General features: G+C 45.7%; 24 protein-coding genes. 15 read left to right on the forward strand and 9 right to left on the reverse strand.

From position 1 onward, the window contains the following. Positions 1-141 precede the first annotated feature (141 nt). Complete coding sequence (locus tag UXZ23_RS14875) at positions 142-2,499, reverse strand: hypothetical protein (protein ID WP_320821325.1); 2,358 nt, start codon at positions 2,497-2,499, stop codon at positions 142-144. Positions 2,500-3,368: 869 nt separating this feature from the next. Here UXZ23_RS14875 and UXZ23_RS14880 point away from each other — a divergent pair. Beyond that, positions 3,369-5,021: a methyl-accepting chemotaxis protein gene (locus UXZ23_RS14880; protein WP_320821326.1), complete on the forward strand. Its 1,653-nt coding sequence runs from the start codon at positions 3,369-3,371 to the stop codon at positions 5,019-5,021. A gap of 223 nt (positions 5,022-5,244) precedes the next feature. Here UXZ23_RS14880 and UXZ23_RS14885 read toward each other — a convergent pair whose 3' ends face one another. From UXZ23_RS14885 to UXZ23_RS14895, 3 genes are all read right to left on the reverse strand, one after another. Beyond that, on the reverse strand, positions 5,245-6,702 hold the full coding sequence (locus tag UXZ23_RS14885; RefSeq protein ID WP_320821327.1) for an ice-binding family protein: 1,458 nt from the start codon (positions 6,700-6,702) through the stop codon (positions 5,245-5,247). A gap of 289 nt (positions 6,703-6,991) precedes the next feature. Beyond that, entirely contained in the window at positions 6,992-7,687 is a 696-nt protein-coding gene (locus tag UXZ23_RS14890; protein WP_320821328.1) for a tRNA (adenine(22)-N(1))-methyltransferase, read from the reverse strand. A gap of 24 nt (positions 7,688-7,711) precedes the next feature. After that, entirely contained in the window at positions 7,712-9,301 is a 1,590-nt protein-coding gene (locus UXZ23_RS14895; RefSeq protein WP_320821329.1) for an aldehyde dehydrogenase family protein, read from the reverse strand. Between the two features lie 228 nt (positions 9,302-9,529). On the opposite strand from UXZ23_RS14895, the gene UXZ23_RS14900 reads away from it, so the two are divergent. The 3 genes from UXZ23_RS14900 to UXZ23_RS14910 are packed head-to-tail and all read left to right on the forward strand — an operon-like array spanning position 9,530 to position 11,627. Then, a complete protein-coding gene (locus UXZ23_RS14900) occupies positions 9,530-10,528 on the forward strand; it encodes an amidoligase family protein (protein WP_320821330.1) in 999 nt (332 codons plus the stop codon). Continuing rightward, positions 10,501-11,175, forward strand: coding sequence for a gamma-glutamyl-gamma-aminobutyrate hydrolase family protein (locus UXZ23_RS14905; protein WP_320821331.1), 675 nt, complete (start codon positions 10,501-10,503; stop codon positions 11,173-11,175). Before UXZ23_RS14900 ends, UXZ23_RS14905 begins: the two co-directional genes overlap by 28 nt. A 29-nt stretch (positions 11,176-11,204) precedes the next feature. Beyond that, entirely contained in the window at positions 11,205-11,627 is a 423-nt protein-coding gene (locus tag UXZ23_RS14910; protein WP_320821332.1) for a YqaA family protein, read from the forward strand. 88 nt (positions 11,628-11,715) lie between these two features. Here the strand turns inward: UXZ23_RS14910 and UXZ23_RS14915 are convergent, their stop codons facing one another. Then, positions 11,716-13,086 (reverse strand): MATE family efflux transporter, encoded by a 1,371-nt coding sequence (locus UXZ23_RS14915; RefSeq protein ID WP_320821333.1) that lies wholly within the window; start codon positions 13,084-13,086, stop codon positions 11,716-11,718. Between the two features lie 108 nt (positions 13,087-13,194). Between UXZ23_RS14915 and UXZ23_RS14920 the strand changes: the two genes are divergently transcribed. The 3 genes from UXZ23_RS14920 to UXZ23_RS14930 all read left to right on the forward strand — a co-directional run bounded on the left by UXZ23_RS14920 (position 13,195) and on the right by UXZ23_RS14930 (position 15,969). Next, on the forward strand, positions 13,195-13,815 hold the full coding sequence (locus tag UXZ23_RS14920) for an elongation factor P hydroxylase (RefSeq protein WP_320821334.1): 621 nt from the start codon (positions 13,195-13,197) through the stop codon (positions 13,813-13,815). 13 nt (positions 13,816-13,828) lie between these two features. Beyond that, a complete protein-coding gene (gene rhlB / locus UXZ23_RS14925) occupies positions 13,829-15,244 on the forward strand; it encodes an ATP-dependent RNA helicase RhlB (protein ID WP_320821335.1) in 1,416 nt (471 codons plus the stop codon). Positions 15,245-15,321: 77 nt separating this feature from the next. After that, complete coding sequence (locus tag UXZ23_RS14930; RefSeq protein ID WP_320821336.1) at positions 15,322-15,969, forward strand: hypothetical protein; 648 nt, start codon at positions 15,322-15,324, stop codon at positions 15,967-15,969. A 14-nt stretch (positions 15,970-15,983) separates the two neighbouring features. Here UXZ23_RS14930 and UXZ23_RS14935 read toward each other — a convergent pair whose 3' ends face one another. The 3 genes from UXZ23_RS14935 to UXZ23_RS14945 form a co-directional block, all read right to left on the reverse strand. Continuing rightward, on the reverse strand, positions 15,984-16,733 hold the full coding sequence (locus UXZ23_RS14935) for an alpha/beta hydrolase (RefSeq protein WP_320821337.1): 750 nt from the start codon (positions 16,731-16,733) through the stop codon (positions 15,984-15,986). A 4-nt stretch (positions 16,734-16,737) separates the two neighbouring features. Further along, complete coding sequence (locus UXZ23_RS14940; protein WP_320821338.1) at positions 16,738-17,457, reverse strand: TorF family putative porin; 720 nt, start codon at positions 17,455-17,457, stop codon at positions 16,738-16,740. A gap of 151 nt (positions 17,458-17,608) precedes the next feature. After that, positions 17,609-18,655 (reverse strand): M14 family zinc carboxypeptidase, encoded by a 1,047-nt coding sequence (locus tag UXZ23_RS14945; RefSeq protein WP_320821339.1) that lies wholly within the window; start codon positions 18,653-18,655, stop codon positions 17,609-17,611. Positions 18,656-18,786: 131 nt separating this feature from the next. Here UXZ23_RS14945 and UXZ23_RS14950 point away from each other — a divergent pair, with 131 nt between their 5' ends. The 4 genes from UXZ23_RS14950 (at position 18,787) to UXZ23_RS14965 (ending at position 22,494) form a co-directional block, all read left to right on the forward strand. After that, positions 18,787-20,628 (forward strand): ABC transporter ATP-binding protein/permease, encoded by a 1,842-nt coding sequence (locus UXZ23_RS14950; protein ID WP_320821340.1) that lies wholly within the window; start codon positions 18,787-18,789, stop codon positions 20,626-20,628. Further along, the gene (locus tag UXZ23_RS14955; RefSeq protein WP_320821341.1) at positions 20,609-21,382 is read left to right on the forward strand and encodes a 5'-3' exonuclease H3TH domain-containing protein; all 774 of its coding nucleotides are present in this window, start codon (positions 20,609-20,611) and stop codon (positions 21,380-21,382) included. Before UXZ23_RS14950 ends, UXZ23_RS14955 begins: the two co-directional genes overlap by 20 nt. A gap of 75 nt (positions 21,383-21,457) precedes the next feature. After that, on the forward strand, positions 21,458-21,874 hold the full coding sequence (locus UXZ23_RS14960) for an acyl-CoA thioesterase (protein WP_320821342.1): 417 nt from the start codon (positions 21,458-21,460) through the stop codon (positions 21,872-21,874). Then, a complete protein-coding gene (locus tag UXZ23_RS14965) occupies positions 21,871-22,494 on the forward strand; it encodes a tRNA-(ms[2]io[6]A)-hydroxylase (protein WP_320821343.1) in 624 nt (207 codons plus the stop codon). Before UXZ23_RS14960 ends, UXZ23_RS14965 begins: the two co-directional genes overlap by 4 nt. 12 nt (positions 22,495-22,506) lie before the next feature. Here UXZ23_RS14965 and UXZ23_RS14970 read toward each other — a convergent pair whose 3' ends face one another. Beyond that, positions 22,507-22,692, reverse strand: coding sequence for a hypothetical protein (locus tag UXZ23_RS14970; protein ID WP_320821344.1), 186 nt, complete (start codon positions 22,690-22,692; stop codon positions 22,507-22,509). A 167-nt stretch (positions 22,693-22,859) separates the two neighbouring features. Here UXZ23_RS14970 and UXZ23_RS14975 point away from each other — a divergent pair, with 167 nt between their 5' ends. From UXZ23_RS14975 to UXZ23_RS14990, 4 genes are all read left to right on the forward strand, one after another. Then, on the forward strand, positions 22,860-23,747 hold the full coding sequence (locus UXZ23_RS14975) for an alpha/beta hydrolase (RefSeq protein ID WP_320821345.1): 888 nt from the start codon (positions 22,860-22,862) through the stop codon (positions 23,745-23,747). A gap of 107 nt (positions 23,748-23,854) precedes the next feature. Continuing rightward, entirely contained in the window at positions 23,855-24,313 is a 459-nt protein-coding gene (locus tag UXZ23_RS14980) for a DMP19 family protein (RefSeq protein ID WP_025265627.1), read from the forward strand. Positions 24,314-24,561: 248 nt separating this feature from the next. Further along, complete coding sequence (locus UXZ23_RS14985) at positions 24,562-25,158, forward strand: chalcone isomerase family protein (RefSeq protein WP_320821346.1); 597 nt, start codon at positions 24,562-24,564, stop codon at positions 25,156-25,158. A gap of 98 nt (positions 25,159-25,256) precedes the next feature. After that, the coding region (locus UXZ23_RS14990; RefSeq protein WP_320821347.1) for a response regulator at positions 25,257-25,583 on the forward strand (327 nt) is incomplete at its 3' end.

Here is a 25,583-nt window from a genome sequence, read left to right on the forward strand (position 1 = left end):
AAAGGTTTAAGTAAAGGTTTAAGTAAAGGTTTAAGTAAAGGTTTAAGTAAAGGTTTAAGTAAAGGTTTAAGTAAAGGTTTAAGTTGATGTAAATAACCCCTGCAAGCAGGGGTTATTTATTTTCAAGCAACGTAAGTATTCTTAATCTGCAGTCGATTCACCCGCAATGTATCGCGGTGCATCAGTTACGGTAGGAACCGCTTCGTTGTTCAGTGTTCCGTTTACCGTCGTTGGCACCGGTACAGCAGGATCGTTCAATACTAAGCTAGTGCATTGACCATCGGTACGTTCCATCTTTTGTTCGATCTCTAAGGCTTTGACGACGTATTCGCCATCGCCGCCAACGACCACCGCATCCGCTATATTAAATGCTGGTGTAAAGTAGCCGCGTTCTGTATCCGTTAGGCTAGGAATTCCCCATAAATCGCCTTGTCCTCCGTAGTTAAGCATAACGGTTTGACCATCGTAATTACCGGCGCTGCCGGTGCGATCATTGGCATCTTCATGACGATAGGTGAATTCTAGGGGCTTATCGAAGCTTACGATGTCACCCGACGAATCAACAAGGGCTGCCTGACGATTCCAAGAATTAGGGCCAGTCTCAAACTCGTAGAAAACAGTTACAATTTCAGAATCATAAACATCAGTAGTCGCACTTAGGCTAGAGGTATCGGTTACCATACCGCCGGAGCGAACTCCCCAAGGATGCTGATTGTTGCTGCTATTTTCTGAATCGGTTGGATAGGCAACGGCATCGGTACTGATCATTAATTCGAGTGTATTCGCACCAGAGTTGGATATCGTATAAATGATAGGAGATCCAACATCCGTGCTATCGGTTAAATATGGACCATCGTAGGTATCAAGATCCGATGATGTAATTCCTGCTTTAGGGCAGTTTTCATAGCAATAAAGAGTTGCCGTGCCGCTTTCGAATAGCTCGCCTGTACTTGTTTCATTACCGGTAACAAATTCTTGCTTAAAGAAGGTAATTGCCGTGCCGCCTTCAAGGAATTGAACGCCGCCGCCTAATTGGTTTGAAAACATATGAAGGTTTTGGCCTGACGCTAAACTAATTACAACAGGTGACTCTAGATCAGCTCGATTTTGCCCGTTTTCACCGTACTCAACAGTGGCTGTTTTAATGAAGTCGCCAGATCCAGAATCGTATACAACGATAAAGTTGGTGCCCGTATTGTTCGAATTGTTCCATTCAAAGTATTCGAACTCGATACCATCAATATCCGTTAAATTTAGTGATATAACGGTGTTTTTCATTAAGCGTCCCTGAGCTTGGATTAATTCATACTCAGTGCCGGTAGTACCATCGAAGGTTTCTCGTTGAACGGTAACACCAGACAGATCGTCCTGACCTCCTTCGGTCCAAATACCCCAATAGCTGGCATAGCCGCGCGAATCATAGTTACCATCAATGTCTGCGTCATACAAAAATGGAAAGCCGGAATTTAATTCGACCGATGATCCGTTTGCTATTGAATATAAACCATAGCGCCAAACAGTTTCTGTAAAGCTATTTCGTGATAGGCAAGTGCCATTTTGATCATCATTTTTATAAGCCAGTTGCTCGAAGGTCGCCGCTTTTTGTAGTAGTAAATTGTCGCTGTTGTAAGAAATGGCAAAGGCTTTGTTCGCCTCCGCGGCGTCGTTACCTATTTGGCGAAAGCCAGTTAATGCTATGCCGTTATCTTCTGATGGATTAACAACAACACTCGCCGCGGTTTCGTACATTTCTTCCGGCCCGCGAATGGATGACTCGTATAAGGTAAAACCTTGGAAGCCAGCGAGCGTATCAACCGTCGCTAATTCTCCTTTACCGTAAGCATCTGGATCGTCTGAATCGAGTGCATCCGAAAATTGGTAGCTAAGAACAAAAGAACCAAAAGGGTTTTGTTCTGAAGCGCCTTCACTGATGACACCGTTAACTCTAATGGCCTGACTGGAATCACCATTATTCATCACAAACCAAATATGCACATTCAGTGGGGCATCGGACGCTTCGCTGCGAGTTGAGTCTACAGTAACTTCTGTGTAGTTAACGGCACCTTGGCTCCCTGAGCTTTGATCGTTATTGCCACTGTCGTTTTCAAAGCAACTATCCATATCTGCTAATACGGTATACGGCCCTTCATTCACCTCTAACTCGGGTTTTAGTTGGCCGATAAAGCACAAAATACTATCGACAGTTGCGAGTGGTTCTAGTGCCTCCAGCCATACATGAGAGCGCTGAGGAGCCTCACTGTAGTCTGTCCCCGTTTCGAGGAAGCCTCCTTCTGATGCAGGGGCTTGGGCAAGGAATGCAGGTGCTTGATTTGTATCTGACGCTTTAGGTTCAACCAAGGATATCTGAGACGGTAAAACTAAGTCGGAAGAGCTGATCGTATTAGTTGTGGTTGTATCGCTGCTAGCTAAGTCTGAAGCGCCGTTGCTACAGGCTCCCAGCGCCAAACATAGGTTGAGAGTAAGGAGTTTTCTAGTCATGATCTGAGGTCTCTATTCGGGTAGATTGGCTGCGATCTAATTGAGAAAATCAGCAGATGTTTTCACTCTAGCTGATGAATTCAATCGTGCTGTAAAAACTATAAGGAAAGCCAAAAGTTCAATTTTCAAAAACACTTTTTCATGATTATCATGACATTTTTACTGAATGGGTCGGTTTAGGACTTGCTTTCGGTTTGGCAGGATTTGTCTTTTTTTAGGATTTTTTTGTGTAAGGTTGTGACGGATTTGCTAGCTAATAGCGGTTTTTTAAGGGTTGAAATTTAATATCCAATGTCTCTCTAGTAATTTCGCCAGTGTATTGGTTTTAACTTTCTGGTTTGGGAATTATTTTTTGAAGTTTAATTAGGCACGAAGCATGATCTTCTATATTTCTTATAGTATTGCAGGTCTGGCCGCATTCGTTCTCAGATATAAGCTCTTCTAAATATTCTTTGGTAATAGCGTTGAGGCCATTAAAGAGGAGTTGCGAAAAGCGAGAGGGGATAGATTTAATAAGTTACTTAGGGGACTTTCTGAAATCGTTAGAGGAGCAGTTTGTTGAGTTAAAAATTATCTTTTTCATCAGTGTAGCGCGAGCAATATATCTCGCGTTAGGCGCAATACTAAATGCGATTATTATAGACGTTTTTGAGCGATTACATTATTTTATTTAGTGACGACTTTATTGGTGTGCAGAGCTCTGATGATATTAGGAGTATAGACCAATGATTGATACCTTAAGAATAATACCTCCTTCAACTTGCGATTGCAGAAATTGGCCTATAATGAATGTCATTACCACTATTTTTGTGTGGTTTTTGGCCGTCGGCGTATAGTTGTCAAGCCGCCTAATTTGAAGGATTGCCACAATGGTTCAGCGTAAAACAAAAATGGATGGTTTAGGAAAAACGTCGACAGTTTCACTTAGTAAACGCTTTTCCCTATTAATCATAGTACTCAGCGGTATCTTGCTGCTTGAAGCTGCCATGGTTATGAGTAAGAGTTGGGCGTTGGATTCATTAGCTGCTGGGGTAAGTAGCCATGATATTCCTATTTTGAATCGAGCCCATTCTCTTAAACTGGCGGTTGTACAGGTACAGCAGTGGCTTACAGACATCAGTGCAACACGAGGTCTGGATGGACTAGATGATGGTTTTACAGAAGCTGAAGCAAATGCTGCACTCTTCACTCAGATAATTGGTGAGTTGCAGGTTCTCGATCCAATCAACGCCTCCTCTTACAAGGAAATTTTACCACTTTTTGATAATTATTATAAAACAGGTAAGAGTATGGCCCAAGCCTATGTGAGTGGCGGTCCTTCTGCTGGCAATGCCTTAATGTCTTCATTTGATGATGCTGCTTTGGCGATGTCGGAGCAGGTTGATGGTTTTCTTGCTCGTATAGAAGAACGCACAGATAAGCTCATGCTCGAGCAAAAATCATTAATTAGATCGCTTGAATGGTGGTTTTTAGGTATTTCTTTATTGGTTTTAGTGGGTTTGATGTCACTCTACTTTGCTATGAAAGGGGCATTAGCTTGGTTGCCGCGGATCGTATATGCGTTGGATTTGATAGCTAAAGGAGATCTTACTCACGAGACCAAGTCACGGCGCAATGATGAAATTGGGGTCGTCGCTGAGGGGCTTGAAATAATGCGTAAGCAGCTGGTTGATGTGCTTCGGCGTGTGCGCAATTCAAGCCATCAGGTATCATCGTCAACAGAATCTATGATGGTGATGGCGCAGCAGGCAAGCATAGGCTCAAACGCTCAGCAAAACGAAGTCGAACAGGTCGCGACTGCAACAACTGAATTAACAGCTAACGTTCAGCATATCGCAAGCAGTCTATCGGAAACGTCACATTCGGCAGAAACTGTGTACGCCGATACACAAAGCGCTAGCGAACTCGTGATTGGTGCCATTAGTGCAATGGATGATCTTTCGATACAGGTCGACAATGCTTGTGATGCCGTACAATCATTGGCAACAGAAACCGATAGTATCTCTTCGGTTTTGGATGTGATTCGTGGTATCGCCGAACAGACTAACTTACTGGCACTAAACGCTGCTATTGAAGCGGCACGTGCTGGTGAGCAAGGACGAGGGTTTGCCGTGGTTGCTGATGAGGTTCGATCTTTAGCTAGTCGTACGCAACAATCGACAGAAGAAATTAATCGAATGATTGATCGCTTAGCAAAAGGGTCTGAAAAAGCAGTATCAGTAATGAACCTGAGTCGAGATAAGGTGCACTATGTTGTGGAACAAGTAGCGGGAGCCAATACATCGTTGGAATCAGTTACTGCCTCTGTGGGGCGGATTAAAAATATGAATGTGGATATAGCCCGTGCAACTGAGCAGCAAAGTTCAGTCTTTTCTGAGATTAATCTAAATATTGACCGTATTAATCAGATGGCGGCAGAAACTGCTTCCGGAGCCAGCCAAATGACGTCTGAAAATAGAAAGCTGTCTGATACGTCAAATGAGTTAGATCTCTTACTAAAACGCTTTAAGGTAGATTCGTAATGAAGCTAGAGGTGATAGATATTCTTGCCAATTTAAATTTCTGAATTTGGATTATATGTATCCCTGACGGTTTCGCACAATATGACTAATTTTCCAGCGTTATCTGCGTGCATATCACGGCTTGGAAGGTATTGGCTTTTGACGAGCTGCTTAAATTTAAATGTATAAAAAAGAACCCATCAGGGTCCTTTTAAATTTCACATCGCTATTTCTATTGTTAGTGTCATGGCGCAGGTTGTGTAACTGTATTCATGTCTAGCGTAACGGCTGTTTGTGATAAAAGCCTGCCGTTCACCGTTGTGCCGGTATTTACCGTAATGCCTTTTATTGCTAACACTATGCCTTGAAAGCTTGCGTTCGTATCAAGTGCCACACCTGTACCGCCGCCAACTTGCCAAAATACATTCTTAGGAAGTGCGCCGCCGATTAGCAATACACTTGTACCTGCTGCTTGAATAACATCCCCTGATATTTGAAAAATCCAAACATCGTTTGCACTACCAGACAGAGTAACGTCCGTGTTAATCAACACATTGGTACCCCATTTATAAAGACCAGGTACGAGTGTTTTACCGCTGATATTACCGGCGTGTAGCTCGGTGAAATCTGGCGTCGTTCTGCCTGCTGCGTCGTTGTACGCAGCTCCCATATCAAGTACTGCATTAGCTACGAGTGTATTATCTGATGCTGTACCTGCAAAACAAGATATGTCGCCGCTTCCGGTATAGGCTTGATCAGCGCCAAAAATCGTTCCTGTTATTTCTGTACAGGTAACATTATCCATCGATGCAGCAGTAATGGGGGTTGCTCCTATGTCGCCAGTGATCGCTGAAGTAGGGACATTGGTAATGCCGGTTTTGGTTAGAATGACATAATCGCCGGCTGTTAATAAATTCACTGGCGCAGGGCCATCGGCGACGGTTGAGCCTGTTGTAAATGTCCAAGAATAATCGACGGCGAGTGCGTTACCTGCAATATCAGTAATCGCGGAGGTAACCGTTGCAGTATAAAGAGTATCAGCAACGAGATCGCTGGTTGGGTTAAAAGTCACCAGAGTAGTTTTGTAAGTAACAACACCTGAAATCGAAGTGGCGCCCATATCTGCGGTGACAGAGAAGCTCGCATCATTAACGCTAGCAGGGGTTAACGATTCATTAAAAACTACGTTAATGCTTCGATTTATTGGAACACCAGTCGCAGTATCAATAGGATCTGTTGAACTCACGGTAGGGGCCGTGGAATCCGCTGTTGCGCCGCTAGTAAAGGTCCACACATAAGAGCTGGCTAGCGCTTTTCCGGTTGTCGTTTTCACTGCCGTTGTAATGGTGGCGGTGTAGACAATATTGGGTGTTAAGTTGTCGGTAGGATCAAAAGTTGCTGTATTGCTGACGGAGTCTAAATACACCACGCCCACTAGGGCCATTTCACCAGCGCCTTTCACAATAAAGCTTTCGGTAGTAAGCGTCGTTTCGTCCATTGATTCGCTGAAAGTCACGGTCACACTATTATTGATCGAGACTGTAGTGGCCATCGTTACAGGATTGGTGGAGCTAATTGTGGGAGCGCCTTCATTGCCGTCATTATTTCCATTACTGTCTTCTTGGCAACCCGATATTAAGATGGAAAGAATAAGGACGGTAAATCCAAAGGCTCGGTTAGATAATCGTTTGATCGAATGCATTAGAATTCTCGATAGAAATTTTTTGGCGCAAATATAAGCGCATTAGTGATACAAAGGTTCACGGCGAAATAAATGATCGTGCCGAAAATTACGACAGTTTGTAGGTAGTTGCGCGGCGACTTAGTGCTCTCAGCACAGCATCGAGGTGTTATAAGAAGTGATATTTAGTATTAATTCCGCCTTGAACAGGGCCTCAGGCGGGAGGAGAGGAGTCCATCATGCGCTATTAAAATAGAAATAGGTAAACTATTTTAATATAAGTGAAAAACAGGAGTGAGGTCTGCCTAATTTACCGATCGTTAAGTAATTGGGTCTTATACGCTTTTATAGCTTCCGTGGCCAAGGCACTGCCACCTAATTCAATACGTTGGTAGTGTGCCAACGTTTTCTTCAAATAATTCTTACATATGATTGCTTGCTGTTCAGAACCCGCCCGCCATATTGCTTCACCAATAGGGGCTATTTCTGCATTTTTATCAAGCTGGTTAGAAACTAATAAAATTTCGTAAAAGCGCTTATTTTCTTCAGTTAGGTTTTCTTTCTTCAGGCTAAATTGATAGCTTCTCAAGTACTTTCGTAACGCAAATTGATGGTGTATAGGGCAGAGTAAAAAATCAATGTTAGTATTTGGATGGTTTTTAATAATCGTATCGATAAAGCGCATCATTAAATCGCCACCAACGCCAGCAATAATGATTAGATGTTTACCTTGATATTTATGAAGGGGGAGATGAGATGCGTCAAGGCAGTGGGTCTGCCAAGTATAATCTTTGATAGGATAAAAATGGTTTAGTTTACTACTGAGCGTTTGCATAAGCTCAGGAACGATATCAACAAAGTGGATGGTGGTTCTGGAGTTCGGTTCACTATTTTTTGTTAACAGTGCGACACCAAGAAAACCATGATCGCAGCAGCAGTCCCAGATATGCTGGTAGTCTGCTGCAACCATAGATTTGAGCTGCTCTAATCGTTTGCTAAGTTTCACGATTATTGTCGATAAAAGTTAAGCTTATTTTTTATCGACTTTCCAGCTTGATGCCATGCGCAATAATACTTTAGGAATTACAGTGACGTTCAGCATTAACCACTGGAATACAGAGGTTGGCTTAGCGTATTTGGTAAGTTCCAGCATGGTTTTATAAATTGCTTCATCAAATGGGAACCACCATGCATTGTTTTTATTAATGCCCGGCATTAGATCCCAGTTAATGATTTTAGATCCGCTGACTTCGTGCAAACCGAGTGCACCATGAGTTCGACCAATGCCTGATTCTTTCGGTCCACCCCATTCGGTGTTAGCGATACCGTGGGTATAAAGGTGATCGTTAATTGCAACGGCTCCTGCTTCTAATTGCATTGCTATACGTTTGCCGCGAGCGTTGCTGCTAGTCCATACGGATGCACTTAACCCGTATTGTGACTTATTTGCCAGTTCAATGGCTTCTGCTTCTGAGCGCACTTTAACAATCGGCATGAAAGGTCCAAAAATTTCTTCTTGGATAAATGCCATATCAGGGGTTACGTCGGTCAGCAGTGTAGCAGGGAAGAAGTAACCCTTTTGTTCGCCTACAGGCTGAGATTGCGCAGCAATGGTCGCGCCATTATCGAGTGCTAATTGCAGTTCTTTCTCTAACGTTTGAAATTGCTTTTCAGTGGTGACTGAACCTAAGTCGACATCGTAGCCATTAAAGCCGTGACGCAGTGCTTTGGTTTTAGCAATGCTCATTGCAACAAACTCGTCATACACTTTTTCGTGCACGTAAACGCGCTTTACGCCACCGCAAGATTGACCGGCGTTTTGGTAGGCAGCCCACATGCCACCGTTGACAGCTCGTTCAATGGAGGCATCTTCCAAAACGATCATGGCATCGTTACCGCCAAGTTCTAGGCTGCACGGTACCAAATATTCAGCGCAAGACTTCATTACTTGTTTACCTGCAAAGGTAGAACCGGTGAAGAATATTTTGTTAGCGCCATTTTCAAGCATTGAATCGAGCACTTTCGAGCCAGAACCCACTACATGAGTAAATAATCCTTCGGGTAAACCGGAGGCTTTAACGACTTGTTCAATGGCTTGGCCAACCAGTGGTGTTTGCGCAGCAACTTTCAATACAACCGCGTTACCTGCCATCAGCGCCATGACCAATTCACCAAATGGAATGCTGAATGGGTAGTTCCATGGGCTAATGATGCCTAAAGTACCGATAGGTTGATAAACACGCTTCGACCACTTATTGAAAAACAACATGGATGACGGCGGCAATAATTGATCTTTCAATACTTTTGGCGCGTTCTTAACATACCAAGTAGCACCCATGATGGATGGCAATACTTCGGTGTTCAGTGCATCAATCTTCAGCTTGCCGTTGTCTTGGCTGATGATTTCAGATAGCTCATCGGCATGATCACGAATGTAGTCGGCCATTTTTAACACGTACTTGCCACGCGCTTTATAGGACAGCTTTGCCCATTCTTTTTGGGCTGCTTTAGCACGTTTGAATACGGCTTCGAATTCGGCTTTAGTGGTTAAAGGTAAGCGACCAATCTCTTCCAACGTGGCGGGATTGATACTTACTTCGTAAGCGACTTCTGCATTCATGTGGGATACCTGTTCTTATATATTGAACTTATTTTATGGTCAGATCTCTGTTCTTAGATCTTAGTGGCCGCATCAGGCGGCGGAATGACGCTTATGCTATCACAATGGGGTTAGATCAATAACAAAGGAAGGGTTTTTTTTTAGCCAATCTTCGGACAAAACATGCGATAGTTCGGCTATCCGTGTATTGTTAATACGATATTTCAATGAGGCGAAGTGGATCTCTATATGGTCGATATAAACAGCAGTGGATTTGAACTGCCACCGCAGCCTTTAAAAGAAAATGGTGATCCTAGGCGAATAGGCTTTGAACTTGAATTTTCTGGCATTGACTTGAACCAAACCGTTAATACGGTTGAGCGAGTGATGAATGCGAGTATTAGTCATAAAACCGAAGCTGAGGTCGAACTGACGAGCGCCGAATTTGGCAAGTTCAATATAGAAATCGATTGGGCTTACCTAAAATCAAAAGCCGCTAAAGAAAGTGGCCCAAATGAAGACCGCACATGGGTCGATCTACTTAGCCGCGTCGCCCCTTTATTGGTTCCCATCGAAGTAGTTTGTCCACCTATCGCCGTTACTCGGTTAAACGAGTTGCTGCCTATGGTCGATGCGTTGCGTGAAGCGGGTGCTGTTGGAACAGAAGAATCGTTTATTTCTGCTTATGGCGTTCACGTTAATGTTGAGTTACCTGACCTAACTGCGAACACGTTAGGCATTTATATTCGAGCCTATGCGTTGTTGCAATGGTGGATAGTGGATACTCATAAAATCGACATTGCGCGGCGCATTAGCCCATATATTGATTTGTATTCAAAAGCCTACTTAAAGCAGGTTTTATCTCATCCAAACGCGGATATGGATCAAATATTTGACGACTATTTAGAGCACAATCCAAGTCGTAATCGCGGCTTAGATCTGTTGCCATTACTAGCCACGATAGATGAAAAAAGAGTCCGAAGTATCGTTGATGACCCACGAATTAAAGCTCGCCCAGCGTTTCATTATCGCTTGCCAGATTGTCGTATTGAACATGGTGATTGGTCGTTGTTAGTGCCTTATAACTCTTGGCTAGTGGTCGAAAAATTAGCCAATATGCCAGACGCTATTACTGAGCTATCGGCGGAGTTTTTAAGTACCGAACGTCAGCGTCCACTGCTGGATATAAGTCGAACAGATTGGGTTGAGTATATAGATCAATGGCTAAAAGACCACGCGTTGGTGTAACCGGAAATGCTCGTCGATGGGCTCCAAGTTGGTGGTGTACGTCATTCGCATTACGGCTTATCGGTGCAGCTCCTGAGCGAATTACAGTAGAGCATCCGCCGAGCGGGCATCCATTAGATGCCTTGATTATCGGCGGTGGCAACGATATCGCACCAGAGCATTACGGCGGTGATATAAACGCAAAAAGTAAAACTGATCCCGAACGCGATGCACTCGAAATACAGTGGATTAAAAAAGCACTCGATCAGGGCATTCCATTGCTTGGTATTTGCCGTGGGGCTCAGTTAATAAATTCAGTATTGGGTGGCTCGTTATTTCAGGATATACGCGATACCCGAGTGCATACTCGTAATCGCCCTAGTTTATTACCAACTAAGCATGTCACGCTTGATCCCGAGTCTGGAATAGCAGGCATTTGCAAGCGAGGAGCGCTGTGGGTTAACAGTTTACATAGCCAAGCGGTTAATCGTCCTGGAGAAGGCTTAAAAGTAGTGGGGCGAGATCGTGATAATATTGTGCAGGCCATTGAAAGCACTACTGGTGCGCCAGTAAAAGGCGTGCAATGGCATCCCGAATATCTATTTTATCTACCGTCGCAATTGGCGTTATTTCGTTGGTTGCTGTCGTGTGTGAAAGTGGGTCGCTGATTCTCTATTTCTAACGTTCGAGCATCTTTGTGATTTCTTATTTATTGTTATTTAGTTCCGCATTTTTAGCCGCAACTATCTTGCCGTTTTATTCTGAGGTGCTGCTTTACGCGCTGCTACGCGATGGTGGGGATCCGTGGATCTTGGTAGCTATCGCAACCTTAGGTAATACGCTGGGGGCAGTTGTTAACTGGGTCCTTGGGCTTTACATACTGAAATTTCAAAATAAGCGCTGGTTTTATTTTTCACAGAAACAAATCGAAAAAGCGCAGGCATGGTTTCAACGTTATGGCGTATGGTCGCTTTTGCTGGCATGGCTGCCGCTGGGTGGTGACGCGCTAACCCTGATTGCTGGCATTATGCGGGTTAAATTTTGGCCGTTTTTGTTATTGGTAGGAATAGGAAAGGGGTTGCGCTATATATTTGTGGTGTATGTTGCGGGCTGGGTTTAATACTCTTTATTTCGGGTAGGTTTAATTGACCTAGGTAAGATTAAGCTAAGTAAGTTGCTTTTGTTGTTGTTTTAAAAAATAAAAGCACTCAACTATTGAGTGCTTTTTCTTCAGTATTTATAACTTCCGGCTTATGGCTGATTAAATACAAGCGCCAGCAAAGTGCAATCGCTGAGCATGACAGCCCGATAACCAATCCCATCCAAAAGCCTTTAGCGCCCAGTTGTGTGCTTTCACCGTAGGCTAGCCAGTACCCTGAGGTCAGGCCAATTAACCAGTAGGCTATGAAGGTAATTATCATCACGGCAACGGTATCTCTATAGCCGCGCAAAGCACCTGCTGCGGCAATTTGCGCGGCATCCGATATTTGAAAGATAGCGGCATAAATCATTAAGGAGGACGCTACAGCAACCACCAGCGGATCGGGGGAGTAGAGTCCGGCGATATAGCTTGCGCCCAATACAATAATTGTCGCGTTAAACAGTGCTAGCCCGAGGTTGAGTTTTACTCCGAGCCAAGCCGTGGTTCGCGCTGCGATAATATCGTTACTGCCAAGGTGATGACCCACTCGAACGGTGAGTGCCATACCAGCGCTAAGCGGAATCATAAAGGTGAGCGATGAAATATTCAGTGCTACCTGATGACCAGCGACGACGGTTGGCCCTAAATCGGTAATAAGAAGGGCAATCACGGTAAATAGGCTTACTTCAAAAAAGATGGCAATGCCTATGGGCATACCGATACGAAATAGGTCTTTGACGTATTCCATATTGGGGTGGCGTACGTGCTCCCAGAGTGGGAATTCTTTGGTGATACGACGCTGGCGTGTATCCCATGCGTTGGCCACCATTAAAAATAGAATAACGAGCAAGCTGCCTACACCACAACCGGGGCCGCCCATTTCTGGCATGCCCAGCGCACCGTATACAAAAATATAATTGAGTGGAATATTCAGCAGTAAGGCGACCAGCATAATTCGCATTGGGAATACGGCATGGTTTACCGCTTCGGCGTAAAAGCGGTAGGCCAAGTAAATGCCAGACGGCGGCATGCCGAGTGCAATAAAATAGAGATAATCGCGAGCAATGATGGCGGTAGCGGTGTCTTCAATTATGCTAGGTAGACTGTAAGCGATAGCAGCTACGACGATACCTGCTAAGGCTCCGGCGATAAGCCCAAGATAGATTGCTGCCGCCAATAACCGCGGCATAGCATCGCGTTGACGTGCGGCATTCATCTGCGCAGCCATAGGAGACAGTGCAACTAATATACCTGCCAGCAGCATCCATATAGGCATCCAAATAGCGGTGCCGATTGCTACACCGGCAAGATCACGAGTGCTAACATAACCCGACATAATGGTATCAATCGTACCCATACCAATTTGTGCTAATTGAGTCGCAAGAATGGGCAAAGTCAGGCGTATAATGGCTTTAACTTCTTGAGCTTTAAACGTCATGCCGCTAGTGTCCGTGATTCAGAGGGGGTGCGATGATTAAAAATAGTTGTCGCGGCGCATTTTGCACTTAACATTACGTAAGAACCAGCCAGATACCGATTTATTACTATGCCGATGTCAAATAACAGCGTTCCATTACATACCCTTCCGTTTGAGGGGGACTCTTTAGCTATTCCGCTACGAGTACTGGATATTCAAGATTTGATGGAGTTGTTTGATGGCTTGTTTGCGCACAGTGAAAACACGCGTCTGATTGCTGGTGATAATGAGCCGGAATATTTACCTGCAAACGATGAGTGTTCATATCATCGCCTAATTTTCGCTCATGGTTTTTACGCCTCTGCACTGCATGAAATCAGCCATTGGTGTATTGCTGGTAAACAACGGCGCTTGTTGGTCGATTTTGGTTACTGGTATGAGCCTGATGGCCGCAGCCCGGAACGCCAGCGAGAGTTTGAACAAGTTGAGGTGAAACCTCAGGCGCTTGAGTGGATTTTATCTGAGGCGTGTGGGCGCAAATTTTATCTCAGTACCGATAATCTGAATGGTGATCCGGTCGCGGTGGCGGCAGGTATTGCGCGTTTTCGGGCTGCGGTGGTAAAACAGGCACAAAAATACCTTGCAAATGGCCTTCCTATGCGGGCAAGCGTATTAAAAAAGGCCCTGTTAGATTATTATCAACGACATTCACAATTTGGTGTGCACCTGTTTGCACCAGAACGAATATAGAGCGGAGCAGGTTTTGTTAAAAAAACTGTTAAAAGCAGTTTCGGGAAAGAATAAGGCGCCGACAAATACGCCACCGAAGCGGCAATCCAAAAGCGCGGCAGATACTAAAAAGCCAGCCGCAGCAAAGACATCCACTGCCAATAAGGGCAGTAAGCCAGTTAACAATACGGCAAAGACGAATGGTCCTCAGCATGTTGCGGGTCGCGAAAAGCACGAACACAAGCGCACTAAAGCGAATGCGGTAGTTGAAGCGCCGTGGGATATCAGCCAATTCAAGGTTGAACCTGAAGAAGGTAAAACGCGCTTTCACGATTTAGATCTTCCAGATTCTGTGATGCAGGGTATTCATAAACTCGGCTTCAGTTATTGCACGCCAATTCAGGCTGAGAGCTTACCGGCAGCGTTGCGCGGTCGAGATACCATTGGCCAAGCGCAAACGGGCACGGGTAAGTCGGCAGCGTTTTTGTTAACCATTTTAAACCGTTTGCTAACGAATGTGCCGCCAGAGCGCTTTGCTAGTGAGCCGCGTGCTTTAGTTATTGCGCCAACGCGTGAGCTGGTAATGCAAATTGGTAAAGATGCTGAAGGGTTAGCTAAGTATACCGGTCTGAATGTTCTTACTGTCGTTGGCGGTATGGATTACGAGCAACAACGCAAGGTTTTACGCGATGAAGTAGTCGATATTCTGGTGGCCACACCGGGTCGTTTGATTGACTTTATGCGCAGCCAAGATGTGTTTCTCGATCAAATTGAAGTATTGGTGCTAGACGAAGCTGATCGCATGTTAGATATGGGCTTTATCCCCGATGTTCGCCGCATCGTGCGTTCGACGCCGCCCAAAGATGAACGTCAAACGCTGCTGTATTCTGCGACGTTCAACTACGATGTCCGTATTTTGATCGACCAGTGGACCAAAGATCCGCATCAGGTCGTGATTGAGCCTGAACAAGTAACGACAGATCGCGTCGTGCAGAAGTGCTACTTAGTGGCAGAGTCTGATAAGTACCGAGTGCTTGAGCAGGTGCTTAACGAAGAAAAACCAGAGCGTTGCATTATCTTCGCTAACCGTCGTGATTTAACCCGTAATCTCTGCGACAAATTGAATAAGCATGGTCATGTTGCTGTGTTGTTGTCTGGTGAAGTTGCGCAGCAAAAGCGCGTGCGCACGCTGGAACGTTTCCGCGATGGGCATGTGAATATTTTGGTGGCAACCGATGTTGCTGGTCGTGGTATTCACGTTGATGGCGTTAGCCATGTGATTAACTACACCTTGCCAGAAGATCCAGAAGATTATGTTCACCGTATTGGTCGTACTGGCCGAGCGGGTGCCATGGGTGTATCTATTAGCCTAGTATCTGAAGACGATGCATTTCTGTTGCCTGATTTAGAAAAGTACTTAGGCATGAAGCTTGAACTCACTCAGCCATAGATTTGGTGGGTACATTAGAATGCGCGGTGTAAATTTCGCCGCGCGAGAAAGATGATTTGATATGGTGCATGGACCACATGACGATCAAAAAAATAATAATTATGGGTCTGTTTGGTAGCTTGTTAAATTTTTCTCTCGCTGTCTGCACTCATGCAGAGCAGGGTGGCGTGATTGACGCTGCTGAAAGCCTTGACGCTACTAACGTTGAGTCAGCGCCAGAGGATCGGGCGGTTACCGAAGATGAGCCGGTAGCAACCCCTATTATTGAGGCGGCGCTTGCCGTTACTCCAGAATGGACTGAGGCCTTTTTACACCGCACGCATTCGCCCTTACTTGATGATCACGTAAGCGATAAAGTGATGTCGTTTTACTTTTTTGGCCGTCATGGTGAGCGCACCTTGATTGGTTTAGAACGAGTGCGCGGTGAGGACTACCACCAGTATTTCACTCTATTAGTTTTTGATAACCAAACCTTGTTGGGTTTTTATCGCCATATTCATAGCTTTCCTACCAAAATATTGTCGTCGGGTGAGGTGCGTTTTCCTCGAGGCTACAACACTAAGTTAATGTTCAATGTGATGGCAGATACGTTTCCTACACTATGCCAAGGCAAATTTATGCCGTGCATACCGTGGATGGCTAATGGTTCTGTCGCGTCGTTTGAAGATTTGGTTACGCCGCCACAAGAAGAAGCGGCGATTAGTCAGGTTGAAAATACAGATTAAGTGTCTGGACTAGGTTAAACCATTAGATTTAAGCGCGGACCGATTAAACTGGCTAGCCAGTCTCCAGCATCCATTGGTAGGTCGTGACCTGCGGTCGGGTGTGTATCAAGGGGCTTTTGCCATTTCGATGCAATACGTGCGGTACAGGCCGACTTTACTAAGTGATCTTTTTCCGCATTGTAAAACCACACATCTTGAATCGGCGCAGTTATCGGTCCGCGGTAGCGGCTAGCGGCCCACGTCTGGGCGATTCCGTTGGCCCATGTTAAAGGGTGCTCGCGATTAAACGCTAGCCAACGCTGCTGTAAGGATTCTCGATCCGCTAAATTCATGGTCCAGCGCATAATGCAACTTTCTAATCGATCTCTGCCCGTAGCGTGTGCAATTAGCGATAGAAGTGCAGGTGCTTGCATGCGCTGCCAAGGTAAAGACATATTCGCCAAGCTGGTATTAATAAGATGCATGGCGGCGATTTCCGCTGGGTAGCAACGCGCCCATTCCATCGCAATCATGGCGCCCATAGAGACGGCAACAATAATAACTGGCCCGCTATGTTGGGCGGTCACTTGTTGGCGTACATCTTCCATTAAGGCATGAATACTGGCGGGTGTTTTTTCGTTAAAGCGAAAACCATTGCCGGGGATTTCAGGTCGAATGATATTCGCGCACCAAGGTGCTAATCGTTCGGGGAAATCTCCCCAGTGGAAATTACTGCGGATTAATCCTCGCAACATAACCACTGGTGGCAATAAAGTATCTGGCATTGTTTTACCAGATGTTGAAGTAGCGATGAACGCTGAATTGAATGGTTGTGCCGGCGTCGTATTCGCTACCTAGGTTAGTACGGTCGAGTACAAAGCGGTAATCCCACTTGTTATAAGTACGACCAACGCCAACGCGAAACTGCCAATAGTCATCTTGATGTTCTGCGCCGTAGTTAACGTTCTCATCAATTTCTAGATAACGATGTTGGGCGGTAAACAATTCAATAGAGAAGGTACCACGAGTCATGGTGTAACCGAGTTCGAGCGAGCGATGAGCATAATTACTGCCCATATAAGCATCTGAGTAGCGAGTGCCAAGCGTTAACGCATCGTTGAATAGAATACGCGCAAAGGCTTCGTTGTAATTATCTCCATCCCGATCCATGTCGCCATGAAAGGTATAGCGAGTTGCGCCTAAGTCAACGGCGAAGCGTTCGCTAAGAGGCACATAAACACCACCAAAAGCATCAAACTCTGCCTGCACCTTGTCGCCATTGCGATCAACTTGGCTACCCCAGATACCGCCATAAAAACCGGTATTACTGGTTGCGGTTGCACCGGCTTGTATAGCGACGTTGCCACCACTTTGACTTATGCCATCGCGCACGTATTCAGAACTTAAACCTAAGTCGGCATTGATTTCGGCATGGGTAGAAGCCGCAGAAATAGCCAAAGCGGCCGTTGCAAATAATGTACGGATAGCAGATGAGCGGAATAAGGGCATGGTTCGGTCAGCTTTCTCGTCAAGTGGCAGTAGCGTTAAATCTAAGGCTACAGGCCTAGGTCACAATAAAATAAGGCGGTTAGTGTAACGGATCACGAGGTCAGATCACACTATCTCCGCTAAGTTCTTAAATTTACCTAGGCCTATGATGCTAGCGTCCAGGATACCAACGTGTGAGTGCCGCCATGTGATGATGTTGCTGAGTTAGTGCGTCCGTTGGTGCCCAGCTTGCCATCGTCGCAGTTGCCGACATCAGAAAGTCAAAAAATGTTAAATGTCGACGTAAAATTCGCTGCTGGCGATGCGGCAAGATCGGATTGAACAGGCTGTGGTAGCGGAATAGGTGGCGAGGGTTCTTCTTTACCCATAGCCATGAACCCATTTCTAATGTCATCGGTAAGTAACAACCGTTAGGTTGTGAGGCGCGATAGTCGTCGTATAGGTAATCCCACACATCGCCACTCGTAGTGTAGCTGTGGGCCTGAGGTTCGAATAAATACAGGTCGTGGTGAGGGTAGGTGTATTCAAATAATTCAGTCATGGCATGCGCACTATCAATGCCGGGCCAAGGATCGACGCTTTTCGCATACGGAAACCACAGGCGATCTTTGGTACCGAAGCCTGAGTGGCAATCGAGGCTCATGCAAAAAGGCTGGTCTTTTAATGCATGATGGATGGCATCCGTGAGTGCCTGATTTTCTGGTTCCATCGGTTTGTCACGTTCGCCACGATACCAAGGTAACTTGGAGCTGATCCGCTGCCCACCTACTAAAAAGGGGGTACGTTGCAGCGCTTCGACTGGAGCATTGCGCATTAAATCGACCCCGTTGGGATTGTTGCGGCTATTATCAGCCATGCCCCCTGGGTTAACGATAGGAATGATCACCAATCGAATGCGATGTAATTGCTCAATTGCAGCGGGATCCCAGCGCAGTCGGCGGATTAAGGTCTTTAAAAACGACAATATAACCTGAGTACCGATACGTTCGACACCGTGTACACCACCTACTAACGCCAGTACTGGAGCATCTTTGCGGGTAGAACCCATCTCGATGACATAAAAGGGAAGGTGGTCTTCGCCGTGTTGAATGTGAGCAGGAACACGGATGCGCATGTGCTGGCTGCCTTCGTCGATAAGGCGTTCGAGCTCGGTTAGCTCAGGTAATGCGGCCTTAAGACGGGAAATGCGTTGAATCACTGCAGTTTGATCCTTATCCTCGACGGGCTGAGCATGAAACTCGCCTTCGCATCGTTGGTTAACGAAGCTTATGATAGCCCGTTTGTATTGCCGCCAGTATGGCAAATCACCCGAATCAGAGAAAGTCATCCATGAGAAGTTTTCAAAGCACGCCGGTAGAACCCCCCGAGCGTTTACGTCCGGCGTATTGGCTGAGTATTTTGTGGCCGTTTCTTATGGAGTATCGCGGGCGCTTGGTGTTAGCGGCGTTGTGTCTTGTTGCTGCTAAATTAGCCAGTGTCGGTATGCCATTTTTACTTAAGTACCAAGTCGATCACTTACAAGCCGTTAGCGAGCCGGTGTCTTGGTGGGTGGCGTTCCCTTTAACTTTGTTGGTTGCTTATGGTGCCACACGATTTTTAACGGTATTTGCTGGTGAAGTACGAGATTTGTTGTTTGGTCGAGTGACTGAACGAGCGATGCGCCGCATGGCATTAAAGGTATTTCGTCACCTGCATGACTTAAGCTTGGCTTTTCATTTGGATCGCCAAACCGGAGCGTTACAGCGCGACATTGAACGCGGTGTTAATGGCATCAGTTTCTTACTGAGGTTTTTAATTTTTAATATTTTGCCGACCTTGCTAGAGCTGCTATTAGTTGTCGGTATTTTATTGGCGAATTATCCGCCAGTATTTGCTTTTATCACGTCGTTGGCGGTAACCCTGTATGTAATTTATTCCATTCGTGTAACGGAGTGGCGAACGCGCTACGTGCGTGAAGCGAATCAAATGGATTCGACCACGCATGCCCGCGCACTTGATAGCTTATTAAATTACGAAACTGTTAAGTACTTTACCGCAGAAGAACGTGAAGCAAGTGCCTATGACGAAGCGCTAGCCAAGTGGGAGACGGCAAGGCGTATGAATCGTTTGTCGCTATTTACGCTAAATAGTGGCCAGGCTTTAATTATTAGTGTGGCCATGGCCGCCATGTTGATGTTCGCTGCCTATTATGTAATTGAAGGCACCATGACGTTGGGTGACTTTACTCTTGTTAATGCTTTTATGTTCCAGTTATTTTTGCCGCTTAACTTTTTGGGTTTTGTGTATCGAGAAATTAAAGCGTCGATGGCGAATATCGAACGCATGATAGATTTGCTTGACGAGAAAACTGCGGTTGCTGATAGCGGGCAAAATGTCCTTAAAGTCACTCAAGGTAAAGTTGAGCTACGCGATCTCAATTTTGGTTATCGTACCGAGCGCACTATCTTAAAAGGCCTGAATTTAACCCTAGAGCCGGGCAAAACATTAGCAGTTGTGGGTGGTAGCGGTGCTGGTAAATCAACCATCACTAAACTGCTATTTCGTTTTTATGATCCGCAAGACGGTGGCATTTTTATCGACGGCCAAAACATTCGCAATGTACCGCAAAAGTCTCTACGCGAACGACTGGGTATAGTGCCCCAAGATACGGTTTTATTTAACGATACCTTACGCTACAACTTGCTTTATGCTCGGCCTGAAGCAACGGAAGCAGAGTTACTGGAAGTAGTACGCATGGCTAGCCTTGATGGCTTGTTAAAGCTTTGCCCCGAAGGCCTAGATACCTTAGTAGGCGAACGTGGATTGAAATTATCTGGCGGTGAAAAGCAACGTATTGCGATTGCGCGAATGTTATTAAAACGCCCAGATATTATGGTATTTGATGAAGCGACATCCTCGTTAGACTCCCATACCGAGCGGGCGATTATGGGTGAAATTCGCCGAGTTGCCAAAGGCCATACGGCCCTTATTATTGCGCATCGTTTATCCACGATTGTCGATGCGGATCAAATCGCTGTACTGCAAGATGGTGAAGTATTGGAACAAGGTACGCATGCCGACTTATTAGTACAAAAAGGAGCGTATGCGAGTTTGTGGCAAGCGCAGCAAAGTCAGGCTTCCATTGTTAAAGAGCAAATAGAGGAGGGTGGCGATGCACCTGCTGATCATTGATGCGATGAATTTGATTCGTCGTGTTTATGCCGCTCTTGAGGGCGGCGAGTGGCCCGTAGAAGGCACTCGTGCTCGTTCGGTGTCCATTGCAGCGGCAACAGCAGAGGCTGTCGGTGCCAGTCATTGTGTCGTGGTCTTTGAAGAAAAATGCGAAACATGGCGCCATACCCTCTGGCCTGATTACAAACTTGGGCGTGCGCCTATGGCTGAGGCACTGCAAGCCGGTTTGCCCGAAATTCGAGCTGGCTTAACCGATGCAGGGCTCACGTGCATTGATGTCGCGGGTTGGGAAGCCGACGATATCGTCGCGAGTTTGGCCGACCGCGCTTCGGCGGGCGGGCTTGAGGTCACTATACTATCAACCGATAAAGGTTTTTGTCAGTTGGTGACACCGCGCATTCAACTGCGCAATCATTTTGATCGTACAGCCTTTGACGTTGAAGGTGTAAAGCAAAAGTGGGGATTGCCGCCTCATCAACTGGTCGATTTTTGGGCCATGACCGGCGATACCACGAATCATTTGCCTGGCGTTCCTGGCATTGGCCCTAAAGGCGCTGGCAGTGTGCTGGATACTTGTGGCTCGTTAGATATGGCTCTGGCTTTTCCACAGCTATTACCAGAAAAGTTGGCCGCAACATTGGCTCAGCATTGGCAGCAGGCTCTGTTGACCCGAGTGTTGGCGGCATTGCGTCGAGATGTGCCGTTGGGTATGAACTTGCATGATTTACGTTGGCGACGCGGTCAGGTTAGTTAAAATCGGCCTCTTCGTTGTTCAATCGCGACATATTGATTAAAATCCGCGCTCACTTATCACCCTTAGGTAACTCTTTTGTCCGTAGATATTATTGTTAGAGGTTATCACCTCGATATTTATCAGCATGTAAACAACGGACGTTATCTGGAGTTTTTGGAAGAAAGTCGTTGGGATTTTCTCGGTCATCATCGCTTGGTCGAACAATTTCAAGAACGTGATCTGGCGATTGTCGTAGCCAATATTAATATCAATTATCGCAAGCCTGCGGTTTTCGGTGATGTTTTGCGAGTATCCACATCCGTTGCTGCAATTGGCAATAAGAGTGCGAAGTTTAGCCAAGCCGTCTGGCGCTTAGAAAACGGTGAACCGAAAGATTTGGTGGTTGATGCCGTTGTTACTTTTTGTTTGTTAGATGACGCAAGCCAAAATGCTGTGGTTATTAGTGGCGATGTTCGCGCTATTTTAGAATCGTTATTGGAGATCGGCGAATGAGCCTGCAAGCGGTGTTAAACGAAATCAACGAATTTCTACTTTGCCCAACGCCAGACGCTTGGATTGAAGAAGCGCTTAAGCAGCAAGATATCCTGCTAATTGATCACGCCAACTGTGAAAAAAAAGCCGCAAATACCGCAATGACCTTGCTGTATCGTCATCTTGATCGTGATGACCTGCTCAAAAAAATGAGTCAGTTAGCACGTGAAGAGTTGCTGCACTTCGAGCAAGTGGTCGGGATCATGAAAGAGCGCGGTGTTCATTATCGCAACTTATCATCCTCGCGCTATGCTTCCAGCCTGCGCGAACAGGTGCGCAAAGGCGGAAACGGTTCGGATGAGTTGATCGACGTATTGATCATCGGCGCGCTAATCGAAGCTCGCTCGTGTGAGCGTTTTGCCTGTTTGGCGCCTCATCTCGATGCGCGTTTGGCCAAGTTTTATCGTTCGTTATTGCGCTCGGAAGGGCGTCATTATCAAGATTATCTCGGATTGGCGCGACAGTATGCCAACGCTGATATTAGTCAGCGTATCGACGAACTGCGTGCTGCAGAAAGAGAATTGATTCTAACGCCCGATACAGAGTTCCGTTTTCATAGCGGCGTACCGGCTGCGGCGTAGAAGCGTCTTTGCTTAATGCAAAAGGCTACAGGCTCGAATAATTTTGATGCAAAGCTCGGCCTCGGTATTGTATTCCTCTTCGGAAATAACACCGGCTTTGAGGTCGCGAGAGGCTTGGGAAAGGCGCGCTTCGGCGTCCTTTAAATCAGTGAATAGGCGGTTTGATTCTAAGGCGCGAAGAGTTGTCGCTGCAGTCATGACGGTAACCTTTTTGATTATGTTTATGGGAAACACTTTTACCCTAGTTGCAGATTCTAAAGAGCGCTAGCGTGATACCCTTCTGGGCATTGCAAATATGACAAAAAGCGATGGCTGGCTGGTTGAAACCTATGCTTAGTTGCGACTGAAAATGTTAAGGACTCAAGATGACCGATTCAGAAATGCGTATTAGCGATCTCACGGCTTGGCACGATGGTGCGCTAGGTGGGTATGATCGTTCTGGTTCTGAGAGTGAGGAAGGCTTTCATTTTCTTCATGGCAACGGTTTTTGCGCTCGTACTCTTGAGCCAGTTGCCGCGTTGTTACCTAACGACCGCCGGTTATTGTTTACCGATGCACCGGGACACGGCGTTTCACATAAGCCCGATACCATTCAGCCAGATTGGAATGCTATGGCTGCAACCATTGCAGAAAGCATCATTTCGCGCACGAGTGGTCCTTTAGTGGGCGTTGGTCATTCAATGGGTGGCGTAATGACACTGCTGATGGCAGCGGCACAACCTAATCTATTCACTCGTATTATCTTGCTAGACCCAGTGTTGTTTTCGTCTGAAATCCTATTAACGCAGAGGTTGTTGCGCAAAAGCGGTTTCTGGCAGCGAACAAAATTAGTCAAGGCGGTACAGCAACGTCGCCGTCGTTGGCCAAGCAAAGAAGAGCTGCAAAGTGATCTGGCGCGTAAGTCGTTGTACCGAGCTTGGCATCCTAGTGCGCTTGAGGCTTTTGTTGAATTTGGAACATATTCTGATGGCGCCGAGCGCGTGCTGAGCTGTGATCCGTTCTGGGAGGCGTCGATATTTGGGTCATATCCTTATCAATTGTGGCATTCCGTGCGTTCAGTGAAGTGCCCAGTTTATATACTGGTCGCGGAGAAAAGTTATCCTTTTATTAGTCGAGCAGCACGGCGCGCAGCCAGTATAAATCGCAATGTGGCTTGGCTTGAACAGCCGGGGACGCATTGTTTTCCTATGGAAGATCCTGCGGCAACCGCTGCTTTTATCAAACGAGTGGCGATCCCCGCGAGCGTTGGCTAAAAGCAATTGTCAATTAGTTGTTTTAAAATCTTTGTCAAACTCAACTGGGTAGGCTATTGTGACTTTACCATTGGTTTTATGAGTAAGACGAGTAGGAATTTATGAACATGGAGATTCAGGCAGCGTTAGATGTTGCCGATGAAACTGATTCATTTCTTCAGATCACTGATGTCATTTATGATAAAGAATCTGAGATGGGATATGACTCACTGACAGAAGCGGAAAAAACCGTTTATTGCATCGATCAGCTACTTAGTGAAATGGAGAACGGCGGTTTCGTTCAATTCATTCATCACGAAGCCGGTGCTAGAGCTGAAGAAACGCTAGAATCACTTGAGCGAATCAAAGCCAAAGAGACCAGTATTTTACTGGATCGACTCCTTGATATGTTCGAAGATCGCCAAGTACCTGCTGATGAAGATGAGCGCGTTGATTTGTTTGATCAAATTGAAAGCGAACATGCTGATGAAATCGCAGAACTAGACGATCGCTTCTATGATTCCGGTGAAAATCTCGTTGAGCTGACACTCTTATTTGTTCAGAAAAATCTAAAAGATTTTCGCTGAGCATTTTGTTGTCTTCAATGCGTCGATACTTTTTCGATGCATTGGAGCGACAAGAGCTACTGTTTTAAGAGATACATCCTTCTGAAACTAGCATTTACGCGTTAGTTTGGCGTCTTTTTGGCAATTCCCGAAGCTCACGGTCATGTTATTATTAGCATTAGCTGGCTTAGCATTTATTTTATGGTTGTTATTTGCTGCCAGTGTAACTGCTTGGTTCGACGTGACTTATTGAATTGAAAGGATGTGTAATGGTCTCTTATTCCAATGCTGCTCGCTGGTTGTCAGGTATTATTCTCTCGATATTTCTAGTCTCTGGCGCTCAAGCCTTGACGTTAGAAGGTATTAAGGTTGAAAACGAACTGCCTATTCTAGATGCTCCATTGGTGCTTAAGGGTGCAGGCGTTCGTACCAAGTTTTTCTATCATCTTTATGTGTGTGCTTTATATCTTCCGCAGGATAGTGTAGAAAATGAAGACATAGATATATTGGCCTATTTGTCGGCAGATAAGCCTTTAGCCATGCGTATTTATGTCATTTCCGATATGATTACAGGTGATCGTTTTGCTGATGCGGCTCATGAGGGTTTTGTACAGGCTACTCATGGCAATACTGCACCGATACAAAACGAAATTGAAACCATGGTTGGCGCATTTCGAACGACTCTACAAAATCATGATATTTTTGATTTGGCATACGATCCAGCGCGAGGAGTCGTAATTTATCGCAACAGTGAGGAGCAAGCCGTTGTTCCTGGTGCGGAGTTTAAGAAAGCCATGTTTGCCATTTGGCTGGGTGATGACCCAGTTCAAAGCAGATTAAAACGTGACATGTTAGGTGATGACTAATATGAATGCCGAGTTCAACCAAGGCTGAACTTTAACTATTATTTAACGGTGATGTTAAGCAAATGGATCTGCTAATAATTGGCAAAGGAATGGATTGAATGCACAACGAAGGCATGGAGTCTGCTGTTCAGTTTAATCAGTTTTTACCTAGTCCCATCCCTGTACTGGTCGTTGATGATGATCAGTCTGTCTTAGATGTTACTCGACTTGTGCTATCTCGCTTTCGGTTTGAAGGCATTCCAATATCAGTTGTAGAGGCACGCAGTGCTGCGGAGGCGCGACAAATATTAGCGGCTCGTCAGGATATTGCGGTCATTCTATTGGATGTCGTAATGGAGCAAGATGACGCAGGACTTGTGTTGGTTGAACACATCCGGAAGGTTAGTAACAATCAGCGTATTCGAATTATTTTGCGCACGGGACAA

This window comes from Thalassolituus sp. (assembly GCF_034111725.1).
GTDB lineage: Bacteria > Pseudomonadota > Gammaproteobacteria > Pseudomonadales > Oceanobacteraceae > Thalassolituus.